The organism is Actinophytocola sp., assembly GCF_035634895.1.
GTDB lineage: Bacteria > Actinomycetota > Actinomycetes > Mycobacteriales > Pseudonocardiaceae > Actinophytocola.
In genome coordinates, this window is record NZ_DASQCC010000177.1 from 28,392 (window position 1) to 44,293 (window position 15,902).

General features: G+C 70.9%; 12 protein-coding genes. 6 read left to right on the forward strand and 6 right to left on the reverse strand.

Going from position 1 to position 15,902, the window contains the following annotated elements:
* Nucleotide 1: 1 nt before the first annotated feature.
* The 3 genes from VET29_RS26270 to VET29_RS26280 all read right to left on the reverse strand — a co-directional run bounded on the left by VET29_RS26270 (nt 2) and on the right by VET29_RS26280 (nt 6,224).
* Nucleotides 2–3,094 (reverse strand): AfsR/SARP family transcriptional regulator, encoded by a 3,093-nt coding sequence (locus VET29_RS26270; RefSeq protein ID WP_324925120.1) that lies wholly within the window; start codon nt 3,092–3,094, stop codon nt 2–4.
* A 168-nt stretch (nt 3,095–3,262) separates the two neighbouring features.
* Nucleotides 3,263–4,261, reverse strand: a complete 999-nt coding sequence (locus VET29_RS26275) for an enediyne biosynthesis protein (RefSeq protein ID WP_324925122.1) — start codon at nt 4,259–4,261, stop codon at nt 3,263–3,265.
* Between the two features lie 4 nt (nt 4,262–4,265).
* Nucleotides 4,266–6,224, reverse strand: coding sequence for a CRTAC1 family protein (locus VET29_RS26280; RefSeq protein ID WP_324925124.1), 1,959 nt, complete (start codon nt 6,222–6,224; stop codon nt 4,266–4,268).
* Nucleotides 6,225–6,440: 216 nt separating this feature from the next.
* Here VET29_RS26280 and VET29_RS26285 point away from each other — a divergent pair, with 216 nt between their 5' ends.
* The 4 genes from VET29_RS26285 to VET29_RS26300 all read left to right on the forward strand — a co-directional run bounded on the left by VET29_RS26285 (nt 6,441) and on the right by VET29_RS26300 (nt 10,349).
* Nucleotides 6,441–7,979 (forward strand): GMC family oxidoreductase, encoded by a 1,539-nt coding sequence (locus tag VET29_RS26285; RefSeq protein ID WP_324925125.1) that lies wholly within the window; start codon nt 6,441–6,443, stop codon nt 7,977–7,979.
* Nucleotides 7,976–8,947 (forward strand): methyltransferase, encoded by a 972-nt coding sequence (locus VET29_RS26290; RefSeq protein ID WP_324925126.1) that lies wholly within the window; start codon nt 7,976–7,978, stop codon nt 8,945–8,947. Before VET29_RS26285 ends, VET29_RS26290 begins: the two co-directional genes overlap by 4 nt.
* A gap of 203 nt (nt 8,948–9,150) precedes the next feature.
* Complete coding sequence (locus VET29_RS26295; protein WP_324925128.1) at nt 9,151–9,735, forward strand: hypothetical protein; 585 nt, start codon at nt 9,151–9,153, stop codon at nt 9,733–9,735.
* Nucleotides 9,684–10,349, forward strand: coding sequence for a DUF6239 family natural product biosynthesis protein (locus VET29_RS26300; protein WP_324925130.1), 666 nt, complete (start codon nt 9,684–9,686; stop codon nt 10,347–10,349). The genes VET29_RS26295 and VET29_RS26300 overlap by 52 nt, the downstream gene beginning before the upstream one ends.
* A 10-nt stretch (nt 10,350–10,359) precedes the next feature.
* Here VET29_RS26300 and VET29_RS26305 read toward each other — a convergent pair whose 3' ends face one another.
* Together VET29_RS26305 and VET29_RS26310 are read right to left on the reverse strand one after the other, a co-directional pair.
* Complete coding sequence (locus VET29_RS26305; protein WP_324925132.1) at nt 10,360–11,256, reverse strand: alpha/beta hydrolase family protein; 897 nt, start codon at nt 11,254–11,256, stop codon at nt 10,360–10,362.
* Entirely contained in the window at nt 11,253–12,128 is an 876-nt protein-coding gene (locus VET29_RS26310) for an LLM class flavin-dependent oxidoreductase (RefSeq protein WP_324925134.1), read from the reverse strand. The genes VET29_RS26305 and VET29_RS26310 overlap by 4 nt, the downstream gene beginning before the upstream one ends.
* An 85-nt stretch (nt 12,129–12,213) precedes the next feature.
* Between VET29_RS26310 and VET29_RS26315 the strand changes: the two genes are divergently transcribed.
* Nucleotides 12,214–12,789, forward strand: a complete 576-nt coding sequence (locus VET29_RS26315) for a TetR/AcrR family transcriptional regulator (protein ID WP_324925137.1) — start codon at nt 12,214–12,216, stop codon at nt 12,787–12,789.
* A gap of 113 nt (nt 12,790–12,902) precedes the next feature.
* Here VET29_RS26315 and VET29_RS26320 read toward each other — a convergent pair whose 3' ends face one another.
* Nucleotides 12,903–14,459: a carbohydrate-binding protein gene (locus tag VET29_RS26320; protein WP_324925139.1), complete on the reverse strand. Its 1,557-nt coding sequence runs from the start codon at nt 14,457–14,459 to the stop codon at nt 12,903–12,905.
* A gap of 473 nt (nt 14,460–14,932) precedes the next feature.
* Between VET29_RS26320 and VET29_RS26325 the strand changes: the two genes are divergently transcribed.
* Nucleotides 14,933–15,902 (forward strand): EfeM/EfeO family lipoprotein (locus VET29_RS26325; RefSeq protein ID WP_324925141.1); only part of this gene is annotated, 970 nt, incomplete at its 3' end.

A 15,902-nucleotide genomic window follows, 5' to 3' on the forward strand; every position in this document is an offset into this window, starting at 1 on the left:
GTCAGGACCGGTCGGCACTGCCCATGCTGATGCGCAACGCCGCCAGCTCGACCCTGACGCGCTCGGCCTCCGCCGACTCGACGCCGTCGACCAGCGCGGCCGCCTGCTCGAGCTCCTTACGGGCCTCGGCCGTTCTCCCCAGCCCGTTGTCCACATCGGACAGTAGGATCAGGGACTTCGCCAGCCACAGCGTCGAACCCAGCTCGCCGAACACCCGGCACGCCTCGGTCACGTGGGTCGCGCCGGCCGCCGTGTTCCCTCTGGCCAGGTCGATCCCGCCCAGCGCGTGCAGCGCCTGTCCCTCGACCAGGCCCGCGCCGGACCGCCGGGCCAGCGACAACGCGTGCTGGAGCGTCATGTCCGCGTTGTCCAGCCGGCCGGTCCGCTCCCGCACCAGGCCCAGGCGGTACAGCGCGGCGGCCTCCCCCAGCCGGTCACCGGCGTCCCGGACGATCAGCAGCACCCGGTTCAGCGCCCGGTGTGCCTGCTCGACGTCGTTGACGCACAGGTGGTACTCCGCGAAGCGGACCAGCACCTGTGCCTGGCCACGCAGGTAGCCCACCCGCTCACAGCACGCCAGCGCCGTGCGCAGCAGTCCGTGGGCACCGTCGGTGTCGCCCGCGTCCAGGTGGGCCTTGGCCAGGTTCCGCAGTATCTGCGCCCGGCCGACCGGGTCGCCGACGGCACTCATCGTCGCCAGGGCGGCGTCGTACTTCACCAGCATCTCGGCCTCGCGGCTGCGCAGCCCGTCGACCGTCGCGGCGTCGCGTAGCGCCAGGGCGCTGCCGTGCTCGTCGCCGACCTCGCGGAAGGTCTCCAGCGCCGCGCCGAAGCACTCCTCCGCCTCGGGCAGCCGGCCCTGGGACAGCCGCAGCTCGCCCAGCGTGTAGTGCATCGCCGCCTGACCGCGCCGGTTGCCGGTTCGCGTGGTCACGGCGAGCGCCCGCGCCGCGGTCTCCTGCCAGTCGTCGAGGTACCCGCGCACCTCGAACAGCGTCGAGGCGGTGAGGGCCAGGTCCCAGCACGTCTCGTCGAGCCCGTGGTCCGCGGCGAGGCCCACCGCCGCCACCAGACCCAGGCGCTCGCTGTCGAGCCAGCCGATCGGGTCGTCGGTCGCCAGGTCGTCGGTCGCCAGGTCGTCGGCCGCCAGGTCGCCGGCCGCCGGCCAGCGGGGTGCCGTGCCGTGCACGACCGCGTAGTCGCCGCCGTACTCCTGGCGACGGGCCTGCTCCGCGCGCCCGAGCCACGCGCCGAGCAGCCGCTGGACGGCCGCCGCGCGGTCGGCATCGGTCTCGGTGGCGGCAAGGCGTTCCGCGGCGTACGCGCGGATCAGGTCGGGCAACCGGACGTGTGGCTGCTGGCCCGGACGCGGCCACATGTCCACCAGCTGCGCCTCGACCAGGGTCTCCAGCACCTCGTTCGCGTGCCGCGGCTCGGCGCCCAGCAGTGCCGCCGCGGACCAGTCCGGGACGTCCGGTGTCGTCATCAGCGCGAACAGGCGCAACAGCCGCTTGGCCGGCGCGGGCAGCGCCCGGTAGCTGACCTCGATGCTCGATCGCAGCGCGAGGCCGTGGTAGGACAGCTCGTCCAGTCGCCGGGCCCGGTTGTGCAGCCTGCCGACCAGACGGGCGAGCCGCCACTTCGGCCGGGACGCGAGCCGCGCGGCGGCGATCCGCAGCGCGAGGGGCAGCCGGCCGCACAGGTCGACCAGCTCGGCCGCGGTGTCCCGCTCGGCCAGCACCCGGTGCTCGCCGATGATGTTGCCGAGCATCGCGAGCGACGGCTCGGCGTCGAACACGTCGAGGTGCAGCTGGTGCACGCCGGGCAGGCCGGCCAGCGGCGACCTGCCGGTGACCAGCACCGCGGCGGACGACCCGGCGGGCAGCAGCGGCATGACCTGGTCCTCGGCGGTGGCCCCGTCGAGCACGATCAGGACCCGCTTGCCGGCCAGCCGCCCGCGGTACAGGTCGGCGCGCTCCTCCGGGTCCGCCGGGATCGCGGCGCCCTCGACGCCCAGCGCGCGCAGGAACCGGGCGAGCAACGCGCTGGGCCGGTCGCTCGGGCCGGCCAGGTCCCCGTAGAGGTGGCCGTCGGGGTAGGCCTCACGCAGCTCGTGCGCCGCCCGGATCGCGAGCGTCGACTTGCCGACCCCGCCCTTGCCCGAGATCGCCACGATGCGGGTGCCGTGCGGCGTGGCGGCCGGGCTCGCGAGGGCCTCCCTGATCTCGGTGAGCTGGGCCTCGCGGCCGGTGAAGTCGTCGATGCTGGCCGGCAGCCGGCGCGGGGGCCGGTGGCCGGCCGGCGCGGGTTCGGCGGACCGCGCCGGCCTCGGCGCGGTCTTCCGCAGATCGAGGTTCGGGTCGTGGTCGAGGATCGCCTTCTCCAGACGCTGCAGGCGCTCCCCCGGCTCGATGCCCAGCTCGTCGACGAGCGTGGCGCGCACCCGCCGGCCGGCCGCCAGCGCCTCGGCCTGGCGGCCGCAGCGGTACAGCGCGAGCATGAGGTACTCGTGGAGCCGTTCCCGCAGCGGATGCTCGTCGACCAGTGCCGCGAGCTCGCCGACGAGCTCGTCGTGCCGGCCGAGCTCCAGGCCGAGCCGGGCATGTTCCATGACCGCGGCCAGCCGTTCCGACTCGAGCGGCATCGCCTCCGCGACCACGGTCTCGCTCTGCACACCGGCGAGCGCCGGGCCGCGCCACAGCCCGAGGGCCTGGCGCAGGGTCGCCACAGCCTGGGGCCGGCGGTCCTCCCGGACGTGTGCGCGGGCGGCCTCGACCAGCACGGCGAACTCGGCCGTGTCCAGCTCGGCGCCGGGAATCTCGAGCACGTAGCCGGGCGTGCGGGTTCTGATGTGCGCCGGCGTGTGCGCGCTGCGCAGCACTTTTCTGAGTCCTGACACACAGATCTGCACCTGCGCGCGGGCGGTGGCCGGCGGTTCGGTGTGCCAGACCGCGTCGATGAGGCGGTCGACCGGTGTCACCCGGTTCGCGTTCAGGCCCAGCATGGCCAGGACGACCTGCTGGCGGGATCCGCCGAGGTCCAGCGCGTCGCCGTTGAACCAGAACTCCAGCGGGCCCAGTAGCCGTAGACCCATTCGCCCTCCTCCCCGCGAAAGGCGGGAGGTCAGCCGCGTGTGTAACGAGGTTGTCCCTCGAGTCTCGCACAGGCTGTACACGGACGCGCGCGGAGCGTGCTTGACTCCACTGTGGACAGTGCGGGGCGGCGCCCGGGAGGGTTCCCGGACGCCGCCCCGACGGCACCGTCACGCCGAGCGCGCGGTCTTCTCCTCCTCCGCCGGGGAGCCGACCGGCAGCTGTGTGACCGACGCGGCGGTCTGTTCCCGCTGCTCGGCCAGTGCCCGCTCCTTCGCGACCTGCACGATGTGCAGCGACCACAGGAACATCCCGCGGACCAGGCACACCGCCGCGGTGGCGAAGAACAGCCCGTACGCGATGTGCGCGACCATCAGGAAGCCGTACGTGACCGCGATCCCGGCGCCGAACGCGAACTGCGACAGCGGTTTCGACGGTGACGTGCCCGGGTCGGTCACCATGTAGTTGGTGTACAGGATGAACGCGATACCGGTGCCCATCGCCAGCGCCGCCGGGATGGACGTGTCGAACAGCCAGCCACGCACGAACGCCTGGATCACGAAGAAGCTCAGCCAGCCCATGATCAACCAGAGCCGGTTGGTGAGCATCGCGTTGAGCATCGTGCCGGACGCCGCGATGATGCCGAAGATCAGCCAGCTGACGAAGTCGTTCACGTGCTCGCTGAAGTGGTACGGCGGGGCGATGCTGACCCAGGCGGGGAACAGCACCAGCAGCATCACGAGCCCGAAGTTCGACGGGTTCATGTAGTGCCGCAGCTTGCCCCGGACCGGGGCGCGCAGGATCCACTTCGCGCTGACCGCGATGAGGACGCCGAACAGCATGACCCAGATCTGGTCGTTGACGTAGATCAGCATGTTCAGTGCGAGGCCCGTGATGTGCGCCGGGTAGAGGAACTCGATCATCCCGCGCACGCCGTTGCCGGTGAACCTCGGCGCCCTGCCCTCGACCCGGGCGCCGACGACCTCGAGCACGATCTCGGTCAGGTAGGCCGTGGCCAGCGCCGCGAACGGCCAGGCCCACGGCTGCTCGAAGCCGAGCACGGCGTAGCCGACGATGTTGAAGACCGTGATCGAGATGGCGAACCGGCGCAACGCGATGATGACCTTGGGGTCGTGCCGCGGCCCGGCCGCGGCCTTCTGCTCCGCCACTTCCTCACCTCTCCTTCGCCGTGCCGCCGAGCTGGAGGCAGTGCCAGCCGGGGCTCAACCGCAGGTCCTGCTCGTGTGCCCTGCCGTTGTGGTCCCGCCACTTCAGCCGCACGTCCACCGGACCGCTGACATCCCTGCCGAGTCCGATGTGGACATCGGTGCTGCGCTTGCCGGAGTGACCGCTGCCGCCGTCCACCCGGCTGACGTGCCGCTTGCCGTCCGGCGTGGTCACCGTGACCTCGGCGCCGATCGCCGGCGTGCCGGGCGCGGGCGCCGCACCCTCGACGGGCTTCCCGGTGTCCTGCGTCAGCCGCAGGCCGACGAAGGAACCCTTCGACGGGCTCTTGTTCTCGTAGAACACGGGCTCGGCGTACTGCCGGGCGACCGCGACGTCGAGCCTGCCGTCACCGTCCGCGTCACCGGTGGCGATGCCGCGGGTCGGCACCGGCACGGCGAGACCGAGCTGTGGCGCCAGGTCGACGTACTGCCCGCTCGGGCTCTTCACGAAGAAGTGCAGCGTCTGGTTCCCGGCGATGTCGTCGCCCTTGCGCGCGTTCGGCCAGAAGAGGGGGTCCGGTACGAGCGCGTCGTTCGCCGTTGCCAGCTCCTGCAGCTGCGGCCAGCGGTTGACCTCACCCTTGACGAAGCCGGTCGCCTGGCTGATCTCCGGCGTGCCGCTGTTGTCGAAGTCGTCGATCTTGACGTCCCAGCCCCAGCCGGTCCACGCGGTGCCGACGTGGCCGCTGACGTCCTTCCAGGGCGCCTCACCGGACCGCATCTGGTCGCGCAGGTCCTTCTGGTCCCTGGCGGTGCTCATGTACTGGAAGTTGCTCTCCTGGATACCCCACGGCGTGGTGATGTTGCTGACGAACATGTCGTACAGGCCGTCGCCGTCGAGGTCGCCGAAGTCGACGCCCATGCCCTTGAACGAGTCGTCGCCGACGCGCTTGGACTTCGGCGTGCCCGGTGTGCGCACGGTCTTCACCTCGGCGAAGGAGATGTGGCCCGGCGTGGACTTGTTGTACAGCAACCGGTCCTTGCCGAAGTCGTTCGCGATGTACAGCTCGGGCCTGAGGTCGCCGTCCAGGTCGGTCGCGCTCGCGCCCAGCGACCAGCCGTAGTTGGCGTCACCCGGCAGCGCGTCCTCGAGGCACTTGAAGTGCGCGCCCGTCGACGACGCGCCGGTGAAGCGGAAGATGTACTTCTTGCCGCTGTTCAGCGCGTGCGACATCGAGTGGTTCATCGTGACGCCACCGCTCTTGGTGTCGTCCAGCACCGGGCCGTCCGGGAAGTAGTTCCCGATGAAGATGTCCTGGTGCCCGTCGCCGTCGAAGTCACCGACCGTCGCGGCGTTGGTGTTCCACTGCGGACCGGTGTACCGCCCGTCCTTCGACGGGTTCGGCACCAGCTCGGTCGGCTGGTAGGCGGACGCGGAGAGCTTCGTGGCGTCCGGCTTCGCCAGGTAGACGATCGGCGTGCGACCCCACAGGTAGACCAGCAGGTCCAGCCGGCCGTCCTCGTTGTAGTCGGCCGGCACGCAGCCCATCGGCGCCATGACCTTGTTCATGGGCAACGGTTTCGGGTCGAGCGCGAACGGCGCGTACCGGTGGCCCGCCTTGCCCGGCGTCGGCGTGACGACGACCTGGTCGGTCCGTGGGTCCACGAGACACAGGTCGTTGGACAGCCCGTCGCCGTCCAGGTCGTTCATCGCCACCGCCGCGCCGACCGAGGAGATCCACGCCGCGATGTTCGTGTAGTCCTTGTTAACCCGGCGAATCTGCTGTTGTTTGTCGGCGGCGGGCAACGCGATGGTCTGCGGGGTGAACGAGAACTCGCTCGCCATCCGCTCCTGCTCCTCGGCGGACACCGAGGGAAGACTGACCGCGAAGTAACCTATGACGATTGCCACGACAGCGATAACCCCGGGCGACTGCCGGCGCAGCCAGCCCAATGTAGATTTCATCTGTTGAACCTCCGCCAACATTAGGTCTCGGATCAACAAGATTCTCACCGCGCCGGTTCGCGATGCTCCACTCCGGGCTTGCGGTGCTGTGGTTTTCGGGAAACGGTTGGGGCACCGCAACTTTGAAGAAGCTCGCACCGGTGGCGGTGCGGCAGAATCGGGCCCACGCGTCCGTACCGGCGTCGTCGGTATGTGATGGAGCAGGGAGGGCGCCACGTGTACGACTACATCATCGTCGGGGCCGGCAGTGCCGGGATTCCGCTGGCCGCCCGGCTGAGCGCCGACCCGGCCACGAAGGTGGCGCTGGTCGAGGCCGGGCCGGACTACCCGACGGCGGCGGAGACACCCGCCGACCTGTTGGACGGCAACGAGATGTCGCTTGTGGAGCACGACTGGGGGTTCAGTGCCGGGCTGTTGCCTTCCCGGCCGACCCGGTACTTCCAGGGCAAGGTCGCCGGGGGCTCCTCCGCGGTGGGCAACACGATCGCACTGCGTGGGATCCCCGACGACTTCGAGGAGTGGGCCGCGGCAGGGAACCCCGAATGGTCCTGGCCCAAGGTGCTGCCGCATTTCGTCGCACTGGAGAACGATCTCGACTTCGGTGGGATGTTCCACGGCCACGACGGCCCCATGCCGATCCGGCGGTGGCGGTCCGAGGAGCTGACACCCGTCCAGCAGTCGTTCCTCGACGGGTGCCTGGCCGCCGGGTTCCCCTACACCGAGGACCACAACCATCCCGCGTCGACGGGTGTCGGGCCCGCGCCCTCCACCCGGTGGAACAGCCGGGTCCGGACCTCCACCGCCAGTGGGTACCTGCGGGCCGACGTGCGTGCCCGGGAGAACCTCACGATCATCGCCGGCGCCGTGGCCGACCGGGTCCTCTTCGACGGCGACGCGGCGTCCGGCGTCGCCGTGCTCGTCGGCGGTGTGACCAGGAAACTTCGCGCGCGGCGGGTGATCCTGTCCGCCGGGGCGGTGAACACCCCCGCCATCCTGCTGCGCTCCGGGATCGGTCCCGCCGACGAGCTGCGGCGGCACGGCATCGAGGTGCGGGTGGAACTGCCCGGTGTCGGGGAGAACCTCGCCGAGCAGGCGCGGACCGGGGTGTTCATGGTGCCGAAGCCCGGCGCCGAGAACTTCGGGAAGTCCGTCGGACAGATCGTGATGCGGACCGCCGGCACCGGGACCGGGCGGGTGAACGACATGTACTACGCGATGGTCAACCACTTCAACCTGGCCGTGCAGTTCCCGCACCTGCGGGACGCGGCGGAGGCGGGACGGGTCACCTGCCTGCTGGCGGTGGCGCGTGAGCCCAGCTCGCGGGGGCGGGTGACGCTCGCGTCGAGCGACCCCCGGCTCGCGCCGGCCGTCGACCTCAACTTCCTCGCCACCGAAGAGGACCACCGCTTGCTCGCGGACGCGTTGCGGGTCGTGTGGGAGCTGGCCCAGTCGCCGAAGATCCGGGACCAGGCCGACCGGATCGTACTTCTCGACGACGCCACGTTCGAGTCCGAGGAGGCCGTTCGGCGCTACGTCGAGGGGTCGGTCGATCCTGCCTACAACCCCGCCGGCACCGCGAAGATGGGCCCTGCCGGTGACCCGATGTCGGTCGTCGACCAGCGGTGCGCGGTGCACGGCACCGACGGGCTGTACGTGGCGGACGCGTCGGTGCTGCCGAAGCAGGTGCGCGCGAACATCAACCTCACGGTGATCATGCTCGGGGAGCGGGTCGCAGAGCTGCTGCTCGCGTCATGACCGCCGCCGGTCCGATTCTGGAGCTCCTCAACGGGTTTCGCGCCGCCAAGTTCCTGATGGCGGCCAGTGAGCTCGGCGTCTTCGAGGCACTCGCCGGCGCGCCGGCGAACCTCGACGTGCTGGCCGCCCGTACCGGCCTTACGCGTAGAGCGGTCCGGATCTGTGCCGACGCCATGGTCGCGGTCGGACTGCTCGACCGGGACGGCGACACCTATCGCAACAGTCCCGCCGCGGACGCCTGTCTGGCCGGCGGCACCGCCGAGGACCTGCGGCCGTTCGTCCGTTTCTCCGACCGGTTCAGCTACCCCGCGTGGACCGGCCTCGCGGCGGCCCTCCGGCACGGGCCGGCGAACCAGATCGTCGCGCTGGACCCGGACTCGCAGCGGATCTTCTCCGAAGGGGTCGAGGCGCTCAACGCCGGGCCGGCCGCCGAACTCGCTGCCAGCGCGGACTTCGGCGATCGGCTGCTCGACATCGGGGGCGGCACCGGGTCGTGGTCGATCGCCGCGGCCGTGGCTCATCCGCGACTGCGGGCGACGGTGTTCGAACTGCCGCAGGTCGCCGAGCTCGCACGGCGGCGGATCGCCGAGCACGGCCTGGCCGGGCGGATCGACGTCGTCCGCGGCGACCTCATGACCGCGGACCTGCCGACCGGCCATGACCACTGCCTGCTGGCGAACGTGGTGCACTGTTTCTCGCCGGCGGACAACACGCGGCTGTTGGCCAAGGTGCGTGCGGCCGTCGCGCCGGGCGCGCGGTTGCTCCTCGTGGACTACTGGACCGATCCGGGACACGTCGAGCCGGCCGTCGCCGCGTTGATGGCCGGGGAGTTCGCGGTCAACAGCACCGACGGCGACGTGTACAGCCTGGACGAGGCCCGCGAATGGTTGGCCGGCACCGGATGGCGGTTCGTCGCTCACGAGCGGCTCCACGGTGCGAAATCGGTAATCGTCGCGGAGGCGGGTTGACACGGCAATCCCGACATACCAGGGTCGAAGGGCTGGTTGATTCTGGAAATCCGGGGGGACCGATCCCGAGAGTCCACAACCGACTGTGCCGAACGGGGTGATCGCGCATACTCCGAATTACCGGAAGCGCACTACGGGAGATGCCGGTGCGCCGTTTCGGCCGGATCATGGAACGGGCCCTCGAATGAGGAGGAGAATCGCTAATGACGACTGCTGTCAAGGCACAGCCGTGGCTCGGCCCGGACGGTCTGCTCAACACCCGGTATCACAAGCCCGCGTTGATGGTATTCGGCGTCATCGTGCTGGGGCACTGGGCTGAGCATGTCGCCCAGGCCATCCAGGTGTACTTACTGCACTGGCCGCGGCCCACCGCGGGTGGTCTGCTCGGGCTGGCCTTCCCGTGGCTGGTCACGTCCGAATGGCTGCACTACGGGTACGCGGTCGTCATGATGATCGCGTTCATCCTGCTGCGGCACGGGTTCACCGGCTCGGCCCGCACGTGGTGGAACACGGCCATGTGGATCCAGATCTGGCACCACTTCGAACACCTGCTGCTCCTCGTCCAGGCCCTGACCGGCGCGTACCTGCTGGGCGCCAAGGTGCCGACGAGCATCGCGCAGCTGGTGTTCCCGCGCATCGAGCTGCACCTGTTCTACAACACGATCGTCTTCATCCCGATGGTGGTGGCGATGGTGAAGCACCTGCGGCCGAAGCCCGAGGAGCTGGCGCGGATGCGGTGCTCGTGCGCCATGGTCGCGACCGCGCCCGCCCCGGCCACCGCGAGCTGAGACCGATGCTGGCGGCGGCACTCCAGCACGAGCACGGTTCCGTCGGGATCGTGATCGGCCCGATGGCGCTGCGGGTGCTGCTGCTGTCCGCGGTGATGGTGGTGGCCGCGTTCGCCGCGCTGCGTGGCTTCACCGGTCCCCCGGCCCACCGCACCGCCGTATGGGTGTGGAGTGCCGCCGCCGCGGTCGTCGTGGTGGAGCTGCTGCTGTCCGGCGGCCTGGACGTGCCGCGGCGCGTCATACCCCTGGTGCTCGCGGCCACCGCCGCACCGGCGTACGCGATCTTCTCCCGCGACCGCCGGTGGGCGGTGGCCCGCGGCGCGCTACGCACCGCCGCCCCCTGGCTGTGCGGCGCGGCGGCCACCCTCGCGGCCGTGGAGTTCGCCCGAGCCTGGCTGACCGCGACGGGCGACCAACGCACGACGTTGCTGCACACCGGCGTGCAGTTGGCGGGCGTGGCCGTGACCTGGCTGGTGATCAGCCATCCACGCCGGGGCGCCGCGAGTCTGTACACGACCGCGGTGGCGCTAGGCATGCTGCTGGTCGCCGGCGTGTCGGTCACCCTCACCTCGGGAGGCGCCGGCCCGGCCAGCGTGGTCGGGCTGGTGAACTAGGTGTTGCGGGTCACCTGGAGTCGACGCGGCCCAGGGTGCCGGTGCTCCCGCGTGCCGCTGCCCAGCTGTCGTCCTCGGGGTCGAGCGCACTGCGCAGGTAGGCCGACGTGAGGCGCTGGATCAGCGCGACTCGTGCCGGGCTCTCGTCGGTCGTCTCCCTGGCCTCGTAGCCGGGGATGCCGCCGAGCGAGTGTTCCGCGCCGAACAGGGTGAGCAGGCTCTTGCCGCCCGGGCTCAGGTGGTACGGGTCGGTGAACCAGTCCGGCCCGCGCACGGACAGGAGCGACTGGTCCCGGTCTCCCGCGACCACCAGCGCCGGCGTGGTCATCTCCGCGAAGCTCGGGTTCATGAACGGGAGGTGCTCGGCCGCGAACGGGGTCAGGTCGGCGCCGCCCCGGCCGGTCGCGGCGAGCAGCACGCCCGCACTGACCCGCGGGTCGGACAGGTCCTCCCCCGGCACGCCGTCGGCGTCGAGAACGCGTGCACCCAGCAGCATGCTCACCGACTGGGCGCCCCACGAGTGTCCCGCCGCGGCGACGCGGTTTCGGTCGACCCGTCCGGCGAGGCCGGGCACGGCCGCCTCGACGAGGTCGAGCCGGTCGAGGACCTGCGTCAGGTCCTCGACGCGGAACCGCCAGATCAGCGGGGTGCGGGGATCGTCCGGCGGGATGCCCAGCGTCCGTGAGTCGAGGTGCGTGGGCTGGACGACCACGAACCCGTGTGCGGCCCAGTAGTCGGCCAGCGGGCCGTAGCCGTCCGACGAGCTGCCGAAGCCGTGCGAGAACACGATGACGGGCAGGTCGTCCCCGGTCGTGGGTGCGGACACCCGCACCCGCAGGTCACGGCCGGGGACGGGCAACTCCACCGGCTTCACCGAGACGACCGGAACGGCCGTGTCCACGCTCATACCGAGACCGTCCGCTGCGTGATGACCTCGTCGGCGAGCCACCGGGCGACCCCGGGTGGGTACGGCGGCGGCACGCTGAGGACGAAGTGCTGGAAGCCGGCGTCGAGAGCCTGGGCGATCGCGTCCCGGGTGTCGCCGGGCCGGTCGTGGGAGACGGGCAGGTGGATCGAGCGGGTGACCGACGCGGGGTCGCGGCCGATCTCGGCGCAGTAGCGGTCGAGCAGCGCGCTGCGTCGCACGACGTCGTCGATGTCGCCGCCCGGGATGTTCCACACGTCGGCGTGCTCGGCGACCACGCGCAGCGTCGCGGACGACCGTCCCCCGATGAGGATCGGCGGGTGGGGGCGCTGCACGGGCTTGGGGTTGCCGAACGCGGTGTCGAGCCGGTGGTAGGTGCCGTGGAAGTCGAACGGCTCCTCCTCCGTCCACAGGCGGCGGATGATCGTGCACGCCTCGGCGAGACTGCCCACGGAGTGCGCGAAGTCGTGGTAGGGCAGGCCGTGTGCCTCGTACTCGCGCCGGGCGAGCGGGTGGCTGGGTCGCGAGCCGGCGCCGATGCCGAGGTCGAGCCGGCCGCCGGAGACGATGTCGACGGTCGTGGCGATCTTGGCCAGCATGGCGGGCGGCCGGAAGCGGTTGCTGGTGACGAGCAGGCCGAGGCGCAGGCGCCGGGTCTGCGCGGCGAGGGCGGACAGCAGCGTCCAGCCCTCGTAGATCGGCCCGTCCGGATCGCCGCCGATGGGCATGAGGTGGTCGAACAGCCAGGCGTGCTCGATCTCCGCCACCTCGTCCGCCTCGCGCCAGACCCGGAGGATGTCCTGGTAGTCGACCTGCATGGGGGCGGTCATGATCCCGAAACGTGGGTCAGACATGGTGTCCTTATCATGGGTAAACGGAACCTTGCTCCGTTAACGATACGGAACCTTGTTCCGTTTGACAAGCGAAGGGAGCGGCGTGATGGACGGCAGCGCGCCCCGGTCCAGGCGGGCCGACGCCCGGCGCAACGAGAAGTCCCTGCTCGACGCGGCCGCCGCGATCTTCGTGGCGGCCGGGGTCGACGCGCCGGTACGCGACATCGCGGCCGCGGCCGGGGTCGGTGTCGGCACGATCTACCGCCACTTCCCGAAGCGGGCCGACCTGATCATCGCCGTCTACCGGCACCAGGTGGAGGCGTGCGCCGAGGCCGGCCCGGCCCTGCTGTCGTCGAGCGCGTCGCCGCACACCGCGCTGGCGCGGTGGGTCGACCTGTTCGTCGACTTCCTGGTCACCAAGCACGGGCTGGCCGGAGTGCTGTCCGACAACGCCGGCTTCGAGACGCTGCACACCTACTTCCTCGACCGGCTCGTGCCCGTGTGCACCCAACTGCTCGACGCCGCGGCCGCGGCCGGCGAGATCCGGTCGGACCTGACCGCGTACGAGCTGATGCGCGGCGTCGGCAACCTCTGCATCGGGGCGGAGAACGACGCCGACTACGACGCATGCCGGCTCGTCGAGGTGCTGATCTCGGGACTACGCCGGCCGGGCACTACCTGAGGCCGGCAGCACGACTCCTGGTTCTCGCCGTACTCGACCGGCGCTGCGGGCACCCTCGCTGGGATGGCGCGTTCGGGAGGTCCCGAACGCGCCATCCCAGCGGTGCCGGTCACTCAGCCGAAGGTCACCACCAGCTGGCCGTCCGAGGCGAAGGACCAGTGCGGTGCGCCGCGATAGGAGGAGCACCGGGAACCGTTGGCGCCGGACCAGAACTGGTTCGAGCTGTCCGAGCTGCCGACGATCCGGTCGTTCGTCCCGCTGCCACTACGGCAGGAGGTGTTGCCGCGGAACACCGGCGAGCCGCCGTCGAAGGAGAAGTTGCGCTCGGTGTTGTCGATGCTGACGTTGTCCGAGACGGCCATCGCGCCGGGGTTGCGGTTGTACGTGAAGCCGTGCTTTCCGTTGTGATAGGCGATGTTGCGCCGGATCACGTGGTTGACCGAGATGTCCTCGCCGCCGAGCTTGAAGCCGTTGCGGTCGCCGTTGCCGGCCTGGGAGCCGTCCGACAGCGTGCCGTTGTCGTAGGACAGCGAGTCCTCGATGGTCACCACGCCGATGGGGCCGGTGTCCGTCTTGGTGTACAGGTCCCAGCCGTCGTCGATGTTGTTGTGGGAGACGGTGTAGCGGAAGACGTTGCCGGGCCCTGCGGTGAGCTTCGCGGCGAAGCCGTCGGCGTCCTCGCCGTCGGAGTCGGCGTTGTCGTGCGACTCCGAGCTCAGGATGAGGTTGTTGGCGGGCCACTGGCTCTGCGGGGTGTCCGAGGAGATCCGGGAGATCTGCAACCCGGAGTCGCGGTTGAAGGCGGTCACCGTGCGCTCGATGACGTTGTTGCTGCCGCCGACGAAGATCCCGTTGTCCCCCGCCCGCTGGACGGTGAGGCCGTAGACGCGCCAGTACGACCCGTTCACGGCGAGCCCGCGGTTCGCGTCGGCCTCGGCCATGGCCGAGAAGTTCAGCACCGGCGTCTCACCCGGGTAGGCGGAGATGTTCTTGCGTGTGCCCGAGGTGCCGTTGTTGCCCGGCGCGATGGTGACCGTCTGCGTGTAGTTGTAGGTGCCGCCACGCACGTAGATGGTGCCGCCGGCGGCGATGCGGGTGATGGCCGAGGTGAGTGTCGTCGGGCTGGTCTCGGTGCCGGCCGCGCCGTCGCTGCCGTTCGGCGCCACGTACAGCGCGTTGCCCGGTGGCGGCGTCGTGCCGCCCCCGGTGGTGACGTCGACGTAGTCGAGGTTCGCGAGGCCGCCGGCGCCGGTCGGGCTGAGGCGGACGGTGTTGTCGCCCGCGTTCAGGTTGACGGTCAGCGTCTTGGTGACCCACGTGTCCCACGCGCCCGTGACCTCGAAGGACACCGACTGCACGGTCGAGCCGTTGACGATCAGGTCGGTCGGGCGGCTGCCCGTCGTGCCGTTGGCGAACCGCACCGCCAGCGTCGCGCCGCCCGCCGCCGGCGCGGTCACCGTGAGCTGGGCGTACGCGCCCGTCGCGTTGGTGCCGTTGCAGAATCCGACACCGGAGAAGCCGGGCCAGTTGCTGTCGATCGTGCCGGTGCAGACGGCCGGGGAGGTCTCGGCCTCGTACCGGGTGGTCGCGGCGACCGCCGCGCCGGGAGCCATCACGCCTAGAACACCCGCGACCAGGGCGGTTCCGGCGATGAGAGGCAGGGTTCTCATCATCAGTCTCCAAAATGGAAAGCGCGACGCTGCGCTGTCCGCCAGCGTAGGAAAGCGCTTTCCACGTGTCAATACGTCTGCCGGCAATTTTGGAGCGCGACCAAATGTCGCACACCGCACACCGGGGCCGGGTGCACTCGCGCCGGCTCCGCACCCGGGCGGCGCACGCGTCCGGCCCGGACCGGCACCCCGCCTCCCCGCCGGCGGGCGAGGTACGCATTTTCGGCCCTTTTGGTTTTACGTCCCCGTTGTTACCCGATCTTCTTTCTGGGCGTTTTGAGAAGTATTGACAGGAGGGTTTGATTGGGCGGGTTGTCGGGGATAAGGCCTGGTGGTGGGGTTACGGACGAACGCGGGGCAAATTCTTGGGGAATGACGACTACGATTCCCTGCGCGGGGGTTGGCAGGCATTTCGGCGCGCTTAGGCTCCCGCTGCGGAAGGTCGGGCCGAGCGACGGGAGCAGGAGTCGGTGGTGCGCTCGCGAGCGTGGTGGACGGTCGGTGCCGTGGTGGTGGTCGCCGGCGGTGCGGCGCCGCTGCTGCTCGGCGCGGGCCCGGACGACGGCGCCGCGGCGGCGGATCCCGTGATCACCGTCTCCCGGTCGGCCTGCGGCCACGGCTGGGACACTCCGGTCGCGGGTGCGCAGACGTTCCGGCTGCGCAACACCGGGGTGTCCACCGCCGAGGTGGAGCTGATCGACCCGGTCTCCGGGGCCGTCTACGGCGAGGTCGAGGGACTCGGGCCGGGTACAACCGGGACGTTGCGGGTGCGGCTGGGCAACGGGGTCTACGCCTTCCGGTGCCTGGTCGAGGACACCGGGGCCATTGTCGGACCGAGCGTGCGGGTCACCGGCGGGCACGGCGAGTCCGGGCCCGGGGTGGTGCCCGTGACCGCCAACGACCTGCTGGCGCCGATTCGGCGGTACCGCGACCAGGTCATCGACGGCCTGGGCACGCTCGCGGCCAGCACCGCCACGCTCGGCGCCGTCGTGCGGTCGGGCGACCGCGCCGGCAGCGAGGCCGCCTGGCTCGACGCGCATCTGTCCTACGAGCGGCTCGGGGCCGCCTACGGGGCCTTCGGGGACAGCGACGGGGCGATCAACGGGACCGCCGCCGGACTGGCCGGCGGCGTGACGGATCCGGACTTCACGGGCTTCCACCGGCTCGAGTACGGCCTGTGGCACGGCGAGGCGATGGCGTCACTCACGGCCGTCGCCGACCGGCTCGACGCCGACGTGCGGGAACTGCGGACCTCGTTCCCCGGGCAGCGGATCGACCCGAACGACCTCGGGTTGCGGGCACACGAGATCATGGAGAACACGCTGGAGCTCGAGCTCACCGGGCGCTCGGACTACGGCAGCGGCACGAGCATCGCCACCGCGCTCGCCAACCTCGACGGGTCACGGGCCGTGTTGGCGGTGTTGCGGCCACTGCTCGCGACAC

What these genes read in the sequence shown, in the direction of transcription:
- VET29_RS26320 (WP_324925139.1), bottom strand. Translation starts at nt 14,459, where the DNA reads ATGAGAACCCTGCCTCTCATCGCCGGAACCGCCCTGGTCGCGGGTGTT.
- VET29_RS26310 (WP_324925134.1), bottom strand. Translation starts at nt 12,128, where the DNA reads ATGTCTGACCCACGTTTCGGGATCATGACCGCCCCCATGCAGGTCGAC.
- VET29_RS26280 (WP_324925124.1), bottom strand. Translation starts at nt 6,224, where the DNA reads ATGAAATCTACATTGGGCTGGCTGCGCCGGCAGTCGCCCGGGGTTATC.
- VET29_RS26290 (WP_324925126.1), top strand. Translation starts at nt 7,976, where the DNA reads ATGACCGCCGCCGGTCCGATTCTGGAGCTCCTCAACGGGTTTCGCGCC.
- VET29_RS26295 (WP_324925128.1), top strand. Translation starts at nt 9,151, where the DNA reads ATGACGACTGCTGTCAAGGCACAGCCGTGGCTCGGCCCGGACGGTCTG.
- VET29_RS26315 (WP_324925137.1), top strand. Translation starts at nt 12,214, where the DNA reads ATGGACGGCAGCGCGCCCCGGTCCAGGCGGGCCGACGCCCGGCGCAAC.
- VET29_RS26305 (WP_324925132.1), bottom strand. Translation starts at nt 11,256, where the DNA reads ATGAGCGTGGACACGGCCGTTCCGGTCGTCTCGGTGAAGCCGGTGGAG.
- VET29_RS26270 (WP_324925120.1), bottom strand. Translation starts at nt 3,094, where the DNA reads ATGGGTCTACGGCTACTGGGCCCGCTGGAGTTCTGGTTCAACGGCGAC.